14 protein-coding genes are annotated in these 13,262 nt (G+C 71.3%); 11 read left to right on the top strand and 3 right to left on the bottom strand.

What is annotated here, in order from left to right; genetic code table 11:
• Window positions 1-127 precede the first annotated feature (127 nt).
• From ON759_RS10315 to ON759_RS10300, 4 genes are read left to right on the top strand one after another with little or no spacing between them, the layout of a single operon-like run.
• Complete coding sequence (locus ON759_RS10315) at window positions 128-634, top strand: lectin (protein WP_271680285.1); 507 nt, start codon at window positions 128-130, stop codon at window positions 632-634.
• A gap of 31 nt (window positions 635-665) precedes the next feature.
• Window positions 666-1,895, top strand: coding sequence for a Na+/H+ antiporter NhaA (nhaA, locus tag ON759_RS10310; protein WP_271680284.1), 1,230 nt, complete (start codon window positions 666-668; stop codon window positions 1,893-1,895).
• 30 nt (window positions 1,896-1,925) lie between these two features.
• Window positions 1,926-3,353: a sodium:proton antiporter NhaD gene (nhaD, locus tag ON759_RS10305; protein ID WP_271680283.1), complete on the top strand. Its 1,428-nt coding sequence runs from the start codon at window positions 1,926-1,928 to the stop codon at window positions 3,351-3,353.
• Window positions 3,354-3,363: 10 nt separating this feature from the next.
• The gene (locus ON759_RS10300) at window positions 3,364-4,218 is read left to right on the top strand and encodes an SDR family oxidoreductase (RefSeq protein ID WP_271680282.1); all 855 of its coding nucleotides are present in this window, start codon (window positions 3,364-3,366) and stop codon (window positions 4,216-4,218) included.
• Here ON759_RS10300 and ON759_RS10295 read toward each other — a convergent pair.
• Genes ON759_RS10295 through ON759_RS10285 form a run of 3 tightly spaced genes read right to left on the bottom strand, consistent with a single transcriptional unit; the run spans window position 4,215 to window position 6,594 of the window.
• Window positions 4,215-5,120: a DMT family transporter gene (locus tag ON759_RS10295; RefSeq protein ID WP_271680281.1), complete on the bottom strand. Its 906-nt coding sequence runs from the start codon at window positions 5,118-5,120 to the stop codon at window positions 4,215-4,217. The genes ON759_RS10300 and ON759_RS10295 overlap by 4 nt on opposite strands.
• A gap of 19 nt (window positions 5,121-5,139) precedes the next feature.
• The gene (locus tag ON759_RS10290; protein ID WP_271680280.1) at window positions 5,140-5,640 is read right to left on the bottom strand and encodes an Mpo1 family 2-hydroxy fatty acid dioxygenase; all 501 of its coding nucleotides are present in this window, start codon (window positions 5,638-5,640) and stop codon (window positions 5,140-5,142) included.
• Between the two features lie 57 nt (window positions 5,641-5,697).
• Window positions 5,698-6,594 (bottom strand): phosphoribosylaminoimidazolesuccinocarboxamide synthase, encoded by an 897-nt coding sequence (locus tag ON759_RS10285; protein ID WP_271680279.1) that lies wholly within the window; start codon window positions 6,592-6,594, stop codon window positions 5,698-5,700.
• Window positions 6,595-6,669: 75 nt separating this feature from the next.
• On the opposite strand from ON759_RS10285, the gene ON759_RS10280 reads away from it, so the two are divergent.
• From ON759_RS10280 to iadA, 7 genes are all read left to right on the top strand, one after another.
• Complete coding sequence (locus ON759_RS10280; RefSeq protein WP_271680278.1) at window positions 6,670-6,996, top strand: J domain-containing protein; 327 nt, start codon at window positions 6,670-6,672, stop codon at window positions 6,994-6,996.
• On the top strand, window positions 6,993-7,685 hold the full coding sequence (gene rpe, locus ON759_RS10275) for a ribulose-phosphate 3-epimerase (protein ID WP_271680277.1): 693 nt from the start codon (window positions 6,993-6,995) through the stop codon (window positions 7,683-7,685). The genes ON759_RS10280 and rpe overlap by 4 nt, the downstream gene beginning before the upstream one ends.
• A 223-nt stretch (window positions 7,686-7,908) precedes the next feature.
• On the top strand, window positions 7,909-8,865 hold the full coding sequence (yegS, locus tag ON759_RS10270; RefSeq protein WP_271680276.1) for a lipid kinase YegS: 957 nt from the start codon (window positions 7,909-7,911) through the stop codon (window positions 8,863-8,865).
• Between the two features lie 90 nt (window positions 8,866-8,955).
• Window positions 8,956-10,431: an anthranilate synthase component I gene (gene trpE / locus ON759_RS10265; protein WP_271680275.1), complete on the top strand. Its 1,476-nt coding sequence runs from the start codon at window positions 8,956-8,958 to the stop codon at window positions 10,429-10,431.
• A 1-nt stretch (window position 10,432) separates the two neighbouring features.
• Complete coding sequence (locus ON759_RS10260) at window positions 10,433-11,011, top strand: anthranilate synthase component II (RefSeq protein ID WP_271680274.1); 579 nt, start codon at window positions 10,433-10,435, stop codon at window positions 11,009-11,011.
• A 2-nt stretch (window positions 11,012-11,013) separates the two neighbouring features.
• Window positions 11,014-12,048, top strand: a complete 1,035-nt coding sequence (gene trpD / locus ON759_RS10255) for an anthranilate phosphoribosyltransferase (RefSeq protein WP_271680273.1) — start codon at window positions 11,014-11,016, stop codon at window positions 12,046-12,048.
• Between the two features lie 32 nt (window positions 12,049-12,080).
• Window positions 12,081-13,253, top strand: coding sequence for a beta-aspartyl-peptidase (gene iadA / locus ON759_RS10250; RefSeq protein ID WP_271680272.1), 1,173 nt, complete (start codon window positions 12,081-12,083; stop codon window positions 13,251-13,253).
• The last annotated feature ends 9 nt before the right edge of the window (window positions 13,254-13,262 follow it).

Raw genomic sequence — 13,262 nt, 5'->3', positions numbered from 1 at the left:
CAGTCTCTGGTTCAGCTTTCCGGTGTGGCGAATATCTACGACCGGGCCGGTAATTGCCCGGCAGCGTTGGCTGCCTTTCGCACCGTGCAAACCCGCCGAGGCGGCACCGGCCGCGCCCGCAGCGGCGATGCCCGACCCCGCGACCGGCGGCACGTTGCGGGTGGAGGCGCCCGCACTTGGCACGATCACGTTCAACGGTTTCGGTCCCGCGGCCTTCGGTGCCGACGCCGAACAGGTCCGCATCGCCTGGGGCGGCGACCTCGGCGATGCCAAGCCGGAGGAACCCGGCGGCTGTTACTACCTCATCCCGCAGCCGCTGGGGCCGGAGGGCTATCGCACGGCCTTCATGGTCGAGGGCGACGCCTTCGTGCGCATCGACGTGCGCCGCGACGACGTGCTGGCGCCGGGTGGCGGCAAGGTCGGCATGACCCGCGCGCAATTGGCCGCGCTGTATCCCGCCCTCGAGGCGGAGCCGCACAAGTACACCGACGGCCAGTACCTGCGGATCGCCGATCCGGCGGGCGGCAAGGGCGTGCTGGTGTTCGAGGTCGACGGCACCGGCGACGAGGCCCGTGCCACGACCTGGCGGATCGGCCTGCCGCCGCAGGTGGACTACGTCGAAGGCTGCTCCTGAGCGCGCCGCGACCGCGGCCTATACTGGCCCGATGGACACGCATGCACCGCTTCCGCAACGCGCGCTCCGCGCGCTCCAGCACTTCCTGCAGTGGGAATCCTCCGGCGGCATCCTGCTGATCGGCGCGGCGCTGGTGGCGCTGCTGTTCGCCAATTCGCCGCTGGAAGAGGCTTACGAAGGCTTCCGCGAACTGCCGGTGGCGGTGCAGGTGGGCGGGCTGAAGATCGCCAAGCCGCTGCTGCTGTGGATCAACGACGGCCTGATGGCGATCTTCTTCCTGCTGGTCGCGCTGGAGCTGAAGCGCGAGGCGCTGTCCGGGCAGTTGTCCTCGCTGTCGCAGGTGGCGCTGCCGGTGGCGTGCGCGCTGGCCGGGGTGGCGGTGCCGGCGGCGATCTTCGCCTGGATCAACCGCGGCGACGCGGTGGCGATGCAGGGCTGGGCGGTCCCGGCCGCGACCGACATCGCGTTCGCGCTCGGCATCCTGTCGCTGCTGGGCTCGCGGGTGCCGGTGGCAATGAAGCTGCTGCTGTCGACCATCGCGGTGATCGACGACCTCGCCGCGATCATCATCATCGCGCTGTTCTACACCAGCGACCTGTCGATGGTCGCGCTGGCCTGGGCCGGGGCCGCGATCGCGGCGATGGTGGTGCTGAACCGGCGCGGGGTGCAGGCGCTGACGCCCTACCTGCTGCTGGGCACGGTGGTGTGGGTGGCGGTGCTGAAGTCCGGCGTGCATGCGACCCTCGCCGGCGTGGTCACCGGCCTGCTGATCCCGCACGTGGATCGCAAGGACGGCCTCGATGACGAGACCCAGCACTCGCCGCTCGAGCACCTGGAGCATGCGCTGCATCCGTGGGTGGCCTACCTGATCCTGCCGGTGTTCGCGTTCGCCAACGCCGGCCTTGCGCTCGGCGACTTCGCGCTCGGCGACGTGCTGGCGCCGGTGCCGCTGGGCGTGGCCTTGGGCCTGGCGCTGGGCAAGCCGGTCGGCGTGGTCGGCGCGGCGCTGCTGGCGCGCGCGACCGGGCTCGCGAAATTCCCCGAAGGCATGGACGGCAAGGCGATGGTCGGCCTGGGCCTGCTGTGCGGGATCGGCTTCACCATGAGCCTGTTCATCGCCTCGCTGGCCTATGCCGACGACGGCGACATGTTCCCCAGCGCCGTGCTCGGCGTGTTGTGCGCGTCGCTGGTGGCGGCCGTCGCCGGCTATGCCTGGCTGCGGCTGGTGCTGCCGTCGGCCGCGGACGAGGCGCGCGGGTAAACTCCCGCGATCCCCTCCGCCGGAGTTCGCATGCGTCGTGTCCCCGTGCCGGCCCCGCGGCTGGCCGCCGGCCTTGCCCTGTTCGCCGCCGCGCCCGCGGCGCACGCCGCCGCACCGGTGCAGGCGGCGCTGGCGACGCATTGGGCGGGCTACGTCGCCATCCTCTGGTTCGCGATCGCCTACCTGTTCGTGGTCGCCGAGGAATTCACCGGGTTGCGCAAGTCGCAGCCGGTGATGCTGGCGGCCGGCGCGATCTGGGCGGTGCTCGCCTTCGCCTCCAGCCGGATGGGCGTGCCGGAAGCGGCGCACGAGGCGGTGCGCGACTACCTGCTGGAGTACGGCGAGCTGCTGCTGTTCCTGCTCGCGGCGATGACCTACGTCAACGCGATGAGCGAGCGCGGCCTGTTCGAGGCGCTGCGCGCGCGCCTGCTGCGCCGCGGGCTCGGCTACCGCGCGCTGTTCTGGACCACAGGCGCGCTGGCGTTCTGCCTGTCGCCGCTGATCGACAACCTCACCACCGCGCTGGTGATGTGCGCGGTGGTGCTGGCGGTCGGCCGCGAGGACCCGAAGTTCGTCGCCCTGGCCTGCATCAACATCGTGGTGGCGGCGAACGCGGGCGGCGCGTTCAGTCCGTTCGGCGACATCACCACGCTGATGGTCTGGCAGGCCGGCAAGGTGCCGTTCGCGGCGTTCTTCGCGCTGTTCCTGCCGTCGCTGGCGAACTGGCTGGTGCCCGCGCTGTGCATGCACGCGGCGGTATCGCGCGGGGCGCCGCCGGCCAGCGACGAGGTGGTGCGGCTGAAGCGGGGCGCGGGGGTGATCGTCGCCCTGTTCGCCGCCACCGTGGTGCTGGCGGTGGGCTTCCACCAGTTCCTGCACCTGCCGCCGTTCCTCGGGATGATGACCGGCCTGGCCCTGCTCAAGCTGTACGGCTGGCACCTGGCGCGGGTCGCGACCGCGCAGCAGAAGGACGACTTCGCGCGCGAGGGCGCGCCCGGCGACGTCGATGCCTTCGACAGCTACGAACAGGTGGCGCGCGCCGAATGGGACACCCTGCTGTTCTTCTTCGGGGTGATCATGTGCGTCGGCGCGCTGGGCTACTGCGGCTACCTGGCGATGCTGTCGACGTCGTTCTACGGTGGCCTCGGCGCGACCAACGCCAACATCCTGGTCGGGCTGATGTCGGCGATCCTCGACAACATCCCGATGATGGTCGCGGTGCTGCAGATGGCGCCGGCGATGGACACCGGGCAGTGGCTGCTGGTCACCTTCACCGCGGGCGTCGGTGGCAGCCTGCTGTCGATCGGCTCCGCCGCCGGCGTCGCCCTGATGGGGCAGGCGCATGGCCGCTACACCTTCTTCAGCCACCTCAAGTGGAGCTGGGCGGTCGCGCTTGGCTATGCCGCCGGCATCGGCCTGCACCTGCTGGTCAACGCGCGCTACTTCACCGGCACATGAGCGGCCGGCGATGAAGACGGCGCTGGTGTTCGGCGCCAGCGGGCAGATCGGTGCGCCGCTGCTGGAGCGCCTGGGCGATGCCGGCTGGCGGGTGCTCGCGGTCTCGCGCGAGGCGCGCTCGGACGCGCCGGGCCGGCACTGGCTGCAGGGCGATTTCGCGCGCATGCCGGCCTTGCCCGCGGCCGTCGATGCGGTGTTCAGTTGCGGGCCGCTGGACCTGTTCGCGCGCTGGTACGAGGCCGCCGGCCTGCACTGCCCGCGGGTGGTCGCGTTCGGCTCCACCAGCGCCAGCACCAAGCAGGACTCGTGGGACGAAGCCGAGCGCGAGCTCGCCCGCCGCCTGCTCGGGGCGGAAGCGCGCCTGCACGCCGCCGCGGAAGCGCACGGGGCGGCGGCCACGCTGCTGCGCCCGACCCTGGTGTACGGCGCCGGCCGCGACGCCACCCTGACCCGCATCGCCGCGATGGCCCGGCGCTGGGGCCGCTTCGTGCTGCCGGCCCGCGCCGAAGGCCTGCGCCAGCCGGTGCACGTGGACGACCTCGCCGCCGCCGCGCTCGCCGCCTGCGAGGCGCAGGCCGCGCACGGCCGCGCGTACGACCTGCCGGGCGGCGAGCGGCTGCCCTATCGCGAGATGGTGGCGCGCGTGCTCGCCTGCGTGGAGCCGCGGCCGGCATTGCATGCGCTGCCGATGCCGGTGTTCCTCGCCCTGCTGCGGTTGGCGCAGGCGCGCGGCATCGCCGGCGGGCTCGGGCCTGGCGCGGTGGCGCGGATGCGCGAAGACCTGGTGTTCGACGCAGCCCCGGCCGCGCGCGACTTCGCCTACGCCCCGCGCGAGTTCCGTCCGAACCCGGGGATGTTCGGCTAGAGCTCTTCCGCCGGCGGCAGCGCGCGTTGCCGCACGCCGGCGCGCAACGCGATCGCCAGCACGCCGCCCAGCACCATCGCGCCGCCGAACAGAACCCGCGGGCCCGGGCGGTCGCCCCAGAACGCCACCCCCAGCGTGATCGCGAACACCGGCACCAGCAGCAGCCACGGCGTCACCTGCGCGACCGGGTGGCGCTGCACCAGCCGGTAGTACAGCCCATGCCCGAGCAGCGACGAGGCGAACGCGGCATAGGCCGCGCCGAACCAGGCCAGCGCGCTCGCCTGCGGCAGGGTCGCCAGCGCCCCCGGTTCCAGCCACAGGCTGAGCGCGAGCAAGGGCAGCACGCTGGCCATCGCCATCCAGCCCTGCTGGGTGAACAGGTCGATGCCGCGCAGGCCCTTCATCAGCACGGTGCCGACCGACAACGCCAGCGCGGAGGCCAGCATCGTCGCCATCGCCTGCGGCCGCGCCAGCATGCGCGGGTCGAGGCCCAGCACCAGGATCCCGGCGAAGCTCACCAGGATCGCCAGCCCGGTGCGCCAGCCCACCCGTTCGCCCAGCCACCACCACGCCAGCAGGGTGGTGATCGGCACGTAGCTCTGCATGACGATCGCCGGCGAGGCGAGGTCGCCGGACAGCTTCAGCGCGAGGAAGCTCAGCGAGAAATGGACCACGCCGATGCACAGCGACACCGCCAGCAGGCGCGGCACCTGCGCACGCGGCGGACGGCGCACGAAGAAGGCCAGCGGCAGCGCCAGCAGGCCGAAGCGCAGCGCGGTGAACAGGATCGGCGGGATCTCCTGCAGCGCACGCGCCGAGGTGAGGAAGTTCAGCGCCCAGGTGGCGACGACCACCAGCACCAGCGCGAGGTCGCGCCCGCGCAGGCCCGCGTGGTCGTTCATCGGGGCCGCCGGCGGCGCTTCACCAGCCCCAGCCGAGCCGGCGGTAACCCTTGGCCAGCACCCAGGCCGGGCCGATCAGCAGGTACTTGAGGTCGGTGAAGAAGCTCGGTTTCTTGCCTTCGAACAGCTTGCTGTGGCCGATGAACTGCGCGATCCAGGCCAGCACGAACACGCCCGCCGCCAGCTGCAGCAGGCCCGGGGTGCCGAGGCTGTCGTGCAGCCAGCGGGTCAGCCAGCCCATCGCCACGAACACCGCCAGCATCCCGTAGCCCAGGCGCCGCGAGGCGCGGTTGTAGAACACCCAGGCCAGGAACATCGCCAGCGCCGCCCACAGGCCGGGGCGGAAAGTCGTGCCCGGCACCGGGATGCACCACAACAGGCCGACCACGCTCCACAGGATCAGCGGCACCGCCACGACGTGGATGCGCTGGTTGACCGGGTTCACGTGGTCGCCCGAGTAATGCGCGAACCAGTGGTCGATCGGGCGTTCGCCCGCCTGCGTGGCGCTGCCTGCGTTCATGCCGGGATCCTGTGGATGGCGTGCCGGGCGAGGATAACGCAGCGCCGCGGGGCGGGCTCAGTCGACCGAAATCCCGGCGAGCTTGTCCAGCGCCTCGGCGTACTTGGCGCGGGTTTTTTCGATCACCTCGGCCGGCAGGCGTGGACCCGGCGCGGTCTTGTCCCAGTCCAGGGTCTCCAGGTAGTCGCGCACGAACTGCTTGTCGTAGCTCGGCGGGCTGCTGCCGACCTGGTACTGGTCGGCCGGCCAGTAGCGGCTGGAATCGGGGGTCAGCACTTCGTCCATGACATACAGCTTGCCGTCGGCATCGGTGCCGAACTCGAACTTGGTGTCGGCCAGCAGGATCCCGCGTTGCGCCGCGTAGTCGCGGGCGAAGGCGTACAGCGCCAGCGTCGCGTCGCGCACCTGCCCGGCGCGCTCCTGGCCGACCAGGTCCACCGCCTGCGCGAAGCTGATGTTCTCGTCGTGGTCGCCCACCGCCGCCTTGGTCGACGGGGTGAAAATGGGCTCGGGCAGCTGCTGCGCCTGTTGCAGCCCGGCGGGCAGGGCGATGCCGCTGATCGCGCCGGTGCGCTGGTAGTCCTTCCAGCCGCTGCCGATGATGTAGCCGCGGGCGATGCACTCCACCGGCACCGGCGTGAGCTTCTTCGTCACCACCGCGCGCTTGGCGTACAGCGCGGCATCCACCCCGGCCGGCAGCACGCTGGCCACGTCGATGCCGGTCAGGTGGTTGGCGATGATGTGGCGGGTCTGGTCGAACCAGAAATTGCTGATCTGGCAGAGCATCTCGCCCTTGCCGGGGATCGGGTCGGGCAGCACCACGTCGAACGCGCTCAGGCGGTCGGTGGCAACCATCAACAGGTGCCCGTCGCCGAGGTCGAACACGTCGCGGACCTTGCCGCGGTGGACCAGGTTCAGGCCCGGGAGGTCGGACTGCAGCAGGGTGGTGGCCATCGGCGCGCGGGATCGTGGGCGGGAGGTTGCTAGTTTAAGGCCGTGCGCCCGCAGGCCGCCCTGTAGACTGGTGCCATGACGCGCTGGTACGGCAAATTCTTCGGATTGATCGCGGGCTGGATGCTCTTGCGCCACCCCGCGGGCGGCCTGGTCGGGCTGCTGGTCGGGCATGCCTTCGACGCCGACTGGTTCAAGTCGCCGGCCGATAATCCCTACCGCGTGTTCGGGCTGGCCGAGGACGCCAGCGATGCCGAGCTCGACCTCGCCTACCGCCGGCTGATCTCGCAGTACCACCCTGATCGCCTCGCCGGCGCCGCCCCGGAGCTGCAACGGCAGGCCGAGGCGAAGGCGCGCGAGATCAACACCGCCTACGACAGCATCAAGGAACTCCGCAGGAAATGAGCACGCAGCCGACCGTCATCGCCCCGTCCATCCTGTCCGCCAATTTCGCCAGGCTCGGCGAGGAGGTCGACGACGTGCTGGCCGCCGGCGCGGATTGGGTGCACTTCGACGTGATGGACAACCACTACGTGCCCAACCTGACCATCGGACCGCTGGTCTGCGAAGCGTTGCGCAATCATGGCGTGACCGCGCCGATCGACGTGCACCTGATGGTGGAGCCGGTGGACCGGATCATCCCCGACTTCGCCGCCGCCGGCGCCACCCACATCAGCTTCCATCCGGAGGCCAGCAAGCACGTGCACCGCAGCGTGCAGCTGATCAAGTCGCTGGGATGCCAGGCCGGGCTGGTGTTCAATCCGTCCACGCCGCTGGACGTGCTGGACTACATGCTCGGCGAGATCGACTACGTGCTGCTGATGTCGGTGAACCCGGGCTTCGGCGGGCAGGCCTTCATCCCGTCGGCGCTGGACAAGCTGCGCGCGGTGCGCGCGAGGATCGACGCCAGCGGCCGCCCGATCCGGTTGGAAATCGACGGCGGGGTCAAGCCGGACAACATCGCCGAGATCGCGCGCGCGGGTGCAGACACCTTCGTCGCCGGCAGTGCGATCTTCGGCAAGCGCGGCACGGACGGGGCGCCGTATGCCGGCGTGGTCGCGCAGATGAAAGCGGCGGTCGCTGCCGTCCGCTGACGCCGGAAAACGCCGGGCGCGGTGCGTCCGCGATCGCGCGGACGGGGCTGAAAAGAAGAAAGCCGGCGCCACTGGAGGGGAGGGGCGACGCCGGCTTCGGGGAAAATTCGGGCGTCCTGCCCATCCATCGTCCCTGCAATGGCCTCCCATCTTCCGGATCGATCGTGACGATGGCGTGACATCCGCTCGCCCGGCCTTCACGGCGCATCCGTAGGCTGCGCGCATGCCGATCCCGACGCCGCGCCACCTCCTCCTGGTCCTCAACGGCAAAGCTGCCGGCGACGATGCGGTCCGTTCCGCGGTGGCGGCCGCGCGCGACGCCGGCAACCGGGTCGACGTGCGCGTCACCTGGGAAGCGGGCGATGCCGAGCGCTACGTGGCCGAAGCCATCGCAGGCGGGATCCAGACGGTGGTCGCGGGCGGCGGCGACGGTACGCTCAGCGAAGTCGCGACCACGCTCGCGCATCGCGCGGAGGCTGCGGCCGCGCTACCGACGCTCGCCCTGCTGCCGCTCGGCACGGCCAACGATTTCGCCACCGCCGCCGGCATCCGGGATGCGCCCGAGGCGGCCCTGCGCCTGGCTTGCGAGGCCCCCGCCGCGCCGATCGACCTGCTGCGCCTGGAGGCGGGCGGCACCCTGCACTGGGCCGCGAACCTGGCCACCGGCGGCTTCGGCACCGAGGTCACCACCGAGACCCACGAAGGCCTGAAGAAGCTGTTGGGCGGGCTGGCCTATGTGCTGACGGGATTGTCGAAGCTCGGGCGCATCGAGCCGCAGGCCGCACGCCTGCATGGCCCCGGGTTCGACTGGGAAGGCGACTTCATCGCCCTCGGCATCGGCAACGGGCGCCAGGCCGGGGGCGGGCAGGCGCTGTGCCCGCAGGCGCTGGTCGACGACGGCCTGCTGGACGTCACCCTCGTGCCGCCGCTGGACGGCGAGGTGCTGGGCACGCTCGGCACCGCGGTGGCGGAGGGCAAGGACGCGGCGCTGGAGCGGGTCGCGGTGCGTCGCGCGCTGCCGTGGGTCGAGATCGCGTCGGACCGCCCCCTGACCCTCAACCTCGATGGCGAGCCGGTCGAAGCCGCGCGCTTCCGCATCGATTGCGTGCCGGGGCGGGTGCGGATGCACCTGCCGGCCGATTGCCCGCTGCGCACCGATGCGGCTACAGTGCGCCCATGAACCGGGCGATCCCGTCTTTCGAGCATGGTTGGCGATGGTGGCGAGCTTCCGCCGCCCACATCGCCCACATGCCCATCAAGGACGCCCTGCTTGACCACCTCCTCACAGTTTTCCCGGCACGCCGCTGACGGCTTCACCCTCGCGCCCGTGGTGCGCGAGGTGCTCTCCGACCTCGACACCCCGCTGTCGGTGTACCTGAAGCTGGCCGACGGCCCGCACACCTACCTGTTCGAATCGGTCGAAGGCGGCGAACGCTTCGGCCGCTATTCGATCATCGGCCTGCCGGCGCGCCGCGTGTACGAGTTCCGCGGCCATACGCTCGACGTGCGCGAGCATGGCGAGGTGGTGGAAACCCGCGAGGTCGAAGATCCGCTGGCCGAAGTGGAGCGCCTGCGCGTGCTGTACCAGGTGCCCAGGCTGGAGGGGCTGCCCGGCTTCACCGGTGGCCTGGTCGGCTGGTTCGGCTTCGAATGCATCGAATACATCGAACCGCGCCTGCGCGCCAATGCCCGGCCAGACGAACTGGGCACGCCGGACATCCTGCTGATGCTCAGCGACGAGCTGGCGGTGTTCGACAACCTCAAGGGCCGGCTGTACCTCATCGTCCACGCCGACCCGCGCGCACCGCAGGCCTGGGCGCGCGCGAACCGCCGCCTCGATGCGCTCAGCCATCGCCTGCGCCACGGCGGCGCGCCGTATCCGGAAACCTTGCACGGCAGCGCGCTGGACGAGGCCGATTTCGTCAGCGGCTTCACCCGCGAGGGCTTCCTCGACGCGGTCCATCGCAGCAAGGCCTACATTGCCTCAGGCGATGCCTTCCAGGTGGTGCTGAGCCAGCGCCTGAGCGTGCCGTTCCGCGCCCGCCCGGTGGACGTGTACCGCGCGCTGCGGGCGATGAACCCCTCGCCGTACATGTATTTCCTCGACACCGGCGCGACCCAGGTGGTCGGCTCGTCGCCGGAGATCCTGGTCCGCCTGCAGGGCGACGAGGTCACCGTGCGCCCGATCGCCGGCACCCGCCCGCGCGGCAGGAACCACGACGAAGACCTCGCGCTGGAAGCCGAGCTGCTGGCCGACCCGAAGGAGCGCGCCGAGCACCTGATGCTGATCGACCTCGGCCGCAACGATGCCGGCCGCGTGTCCGAGCCCGGCACGGTGCAGGTTGGCGAGCAGTTCGTGATCGAGCGCTACAGCCACGTGATGCACATCGTCAGCGAGGTCACCGGCAAGCTGCGCGACGGGCTGGGCTACATGGACGTGTTGCGCGCCACCTTCCCCGCCGGGACGGTCAGCGGCGCGCCGAAGATCCGCGCGCTGGAGATCATCCGCGAGCTGGAGCCGGTCAAGCGCAACATCTACTCCGGCGCGGTGGGCTACATCGGCTGGCATGGCGACGCCGACACCGCCATCGCGATCCGCACCGCGGTGATCCAGGACGGCAGGCTGCACGTGCAGGCCGGCGCCGGCATCGTCTACGACTCAGACCCGCAGGCGGAGTGGGACGAAACCATGAACAAGGGCCGCGCGCTGTTCCGCGCGGTGGCCGAGGCGGCGAGGGGCCTTTGACATGCTGCTGATGATCGACAACTACGACAGCTTCACCTTCAACCTCGTGCAGTACCTGCAGGAACTGGGCGCCGAGGTGCGGGTGGAGCGCAACGACGCGCTGACGGTGGACGAGATCGAACGCCTTGCGCCGCAGCGCATCGTCATCTCGCCGGGGCCGTGCACGCCGAACGAGGCGGGCGTATCGACGGCGGTGATCGAGCGCATGGGCGCGAGCACGCCGATCCTCGGCGTGTGCCTCGGCCACCAGTCGATCGGCCAGGTCTATGGCGGCGACGTCATCCGCGCGGGCCGTATCATGCACGGCAAGACCTCGCGCATCCGCCACGAGGGCAAGGGCGTGTTCGCTGGCTTGCCGGACGGTTACGAGGCCACCCGCTACCACTCGCTGGTGGTCGACAAGGCCACGTTGCCGGCAGCACTCGAAATCACCGCATGGACCGAGCACGACGACGGGTCGATGGAGGAGATCATGGGCCTGCGCCATCGCGACTTCCCGGTGGAAGGCGTGCAGTTCCACCCGGAGTCGATCCTCACCCAGCACGGCCATGCGCTGCTGAAGAATTTCCTGGAGCGTTGACCGTGCAATTCACCCCGCAGGACGCCTTGCAGCGCACGATCGAGCATCGCGAGATCTTCTTCGACGAGATGGTCGACCTGATGCGCCAGGTCATGCGCGGCGAGGTCTCGCCGGTGATGACCGCGGCCATCCTCACCGGGCTGCGGGTGAAGAAGGAGACCGTCGGCGAGATCGCCGCGGCGGCGACGGTGTTGCGCGAGTTCGCGCGCCCGGTCGAGGTCGCCGATCGCACGCATCTGGTCGACATCGTCGGCACCGGCGGAGATGGCGCGCATACCTTCAACATCTCGACCGCGAGCATGTTCGCGGCCGCGGCGGCCGGGGCCAAGGTCGCCAAGCACGGCAACCGCAGCGTGTCCTCGAAGTCGGGCAGCGCCGACGTGCTGGAGGCGATGGGCGCGGCGATCGAGCTGCAGCCGGCGCAGGTCGCCGCCTGCATCGAACGCTGCGGCATCGGCTTCATGTACGCGCCGGTGCACCACCCGGCGATGAAGGCGGTGGCGCCGGTGCGCAGGGAGATGGGCGTGCGCACGCTGTTCAACATCCTCGGCCCGCTGACCAACCCGGCCGGTGCGCCGGGCATCCTGATGGGCGTGTTCCACCCCGACCTGGTCGGCATCCAGGTGCGGGTGCTGCAGGAACTCGGCGCCGAGCGCGCGCTGGTGGTCTGGGGCCGCGACGGCATGGACGAACTGTCGCTGGGCGCCGGCACCCTGGTCGGCGAGCTGCGCGACGGCAAGGTGCGCGAGTACGAGCTGCACCCCGAGGACTTCGGCATCGCGATGGCGCACAGCCGCAACCTGCGGGTCGCGGATGCGCAGCAGTCGCTGGCGATGGTGGTGCAGGCGCTGGACAACCATCCCGGCCTGCCGCGCGAGATCGTGGCGTACAACGCGGGGGCCGCGCTGTACGCGGCCGGCGTGGCCGAGGACATCCGCGACGGCATCGCCCGCGCCCGCGCGGCGATCGCCAGCGGGGCGGCGCGCGCCAGGCTCGACGCCTACGTCGCCACCACCCGCGCGCTGGCGGAGGCTTGACGCTCGCCGCCGGTGCCGCGCACGCTGGCGCGATGACCGCGCCCCTGCTCCTGCTGCGCAACGCCGACGTGCATGCACCCGAAGCCCTCGGCCACCGCCACCTGCTGGTCGGCGGCGGCAAGGTGCTGTGGATGGGCACCGAGGATCCGGGCTTGCCCGCGGCGCTCGGCGCCGAGGCGATCGACCTTGAGGGGCGCCGACTCGTACCCGGCTTCATCGACGGCCATGTGCACGTGTCCGGCGGCGGCGGCGAGGCCGGCTACGCCTCCCGCGTGCCGGCGCCTCTGCTGTCGCGTTACACCACGGCGGGCGTGACCACGGTGGTCGGCCTGCTCGGCACCGACGACACCACCCGCGGGCCGGCCGAGCTGCTCTCGCATGTGTACGCGCTGCGTGAGCAGGGCCTGGGCGCCTGGGGCTACTGCGGCGGCTACCACGTGCCGCCGGCGACCCTGACCGGCTCGGTGCGCGGCGACCTCGTGTTCGTCGAGCCGCTGCTCGGCGTGGGTGAACTGGCGATCAGCGACCACCGGTCCAGCCAGCCGACCCTCGACGAACTGCTGCGCATCGCCGCCGATGCGCATGTCGCCGGCCTGATGACCGGCAAGGCCGGCATCGTCCACCTGCACCTCGGCGACGGCGCGCGCGGGCTGGACCTCGTGCGCCGCGCGCTGGACGCCAGCGAGTTGCCGCCGCGGGTGTTCCAGCCCACCCACGTGAACCGGCGCAAGGCGCTGTTCGACGAGGCCATCGACCTGACGCGGCGCGGCTGCCACGTCGACATCACCGCGTTCCCGGTGGAGGAGGGCGAGGATGCCTGGCCCGCTCACGAGGCCCTGCTGCGCTACCTCGACAGCGGCGCGCCGCCGGAGCGGGTGAGCATCAGTTCCGATGCCGGCGGCTGCCTGCCCTGCTTCGATGCGCATGGCCGGGTCTGCGGCATGGACGTGGGCCATTCCGGGGCGCTGCTGGAGACGCTCGACGCGCTGCTGGCGCGCGGGTTGCCGCTGCAGCGCGCGCTGCCCGCGTTCACCAGCAACGTGGCCGACCTGCTGCGCCTGCCCGGCAAGGGCCGGGTCGCGGTGGGGGGCGATGCCGACCTGCTGGTGCTGGCGGAGGACGGGCGCGTCCACCACCTGCTGGCGAGCGGGGTGCCGCACGTGCGCGATGGCGCGGTCGTGCGGCGTGGTATGTTCGAGCGCTGATCCACACGG

This window comes from Thermomonas mangrovi (assembly GCF_028201335.1).
GTDB classification, from domain to species: domain Bacteria; phylum Pseudomonadota; class Gammaproteobacteria; order Xanthomonadales; family Xanthomonadaceae; genus Thermomonas; species Thermomonas mangrovi.
This window is presented reverse-complemented; position numbering and strand designations above follow the sequence as displayed.

Coding starts and splice junctions, on each gene's coding strand:
- nhaA (WP_271680284.1), top strand. CDS start 666: ATGGACACGCATGCACCGCTTCCGCAACGCGCGCTCCGCGCGCTCCAG.
- ON759_RS10290 (WP_271680280.1), bottom strand. CDS start 5,640: ATGAACGCAGGCAGCGCCACGCAGGCGGGCGAACGCCCGATCGACCAC.
- ON759_RS10260 (WP_271680274.1), top strand. CDS start 10,433: ATGCTGCTGATGATCGACAACTACGACAGCTTCACCTTCAACCTCGTG.
- nhaD (WP_271680283.1), top strand. CDS start 1,926: ATGCGTCGTGTCCCCGTGCCGGCCCCGCGGCTGGCCGCCGGCCTTGCC.
- ON759_RS10280 (WP_271680278.1), top strand. CDS start 6,670: ATGACGCGCTGGTACGGCAAATTCTTCGGATTGATCGCGGGCTGGATG.
- ON759_RS10300 (WP_271680282.1), top strand. CDS start 3,364: ATGAAGACGGCGCTGGTGTTCGGCGCCAGCGGGCAGATCGGTGCGCCG.
- ON759_RS10285 (WP_271680279.1), bottom strand. CDS start 6,594: ATGGCCACCACCCTGCTGCAGTCCGACCTCCCGGGCCTGAACCTGGTC.
- yegS (WP_271680276.1), top strand. CDS start 7,909: ATGCCGATCCCGACGCCGCGCCACCTCCTCCTGGTCCTCAACGGCAAA.
- iadA (WP_271680272.1), top strand. CDS start 12,081: ATGACCGCGCCCCTGCTCCTGCTGCGCAACGCCGACGTGCATGCACCC.
- rpe (WP_271680277.1), top strand. CDS start 6,993: ATGAGCACGCAGCCGACCGTCATCGCCCCGTCCATCCTGTCCGCCAAT.
- ON759_RS10315 (WP_271680285.1), top strand. CDS start 128: ATGCCCGACCCCGCGACCGGCGGCACGTTGCGGGTGGAGGCGCCCGCA.
- ON759_RS10295 (WP_271680281.1), bottom strand. CDS start 5,120: ATGAACGACCACGCGGGCCTGCGCGGGCGCGACCTCGCGCTGGTGCTG.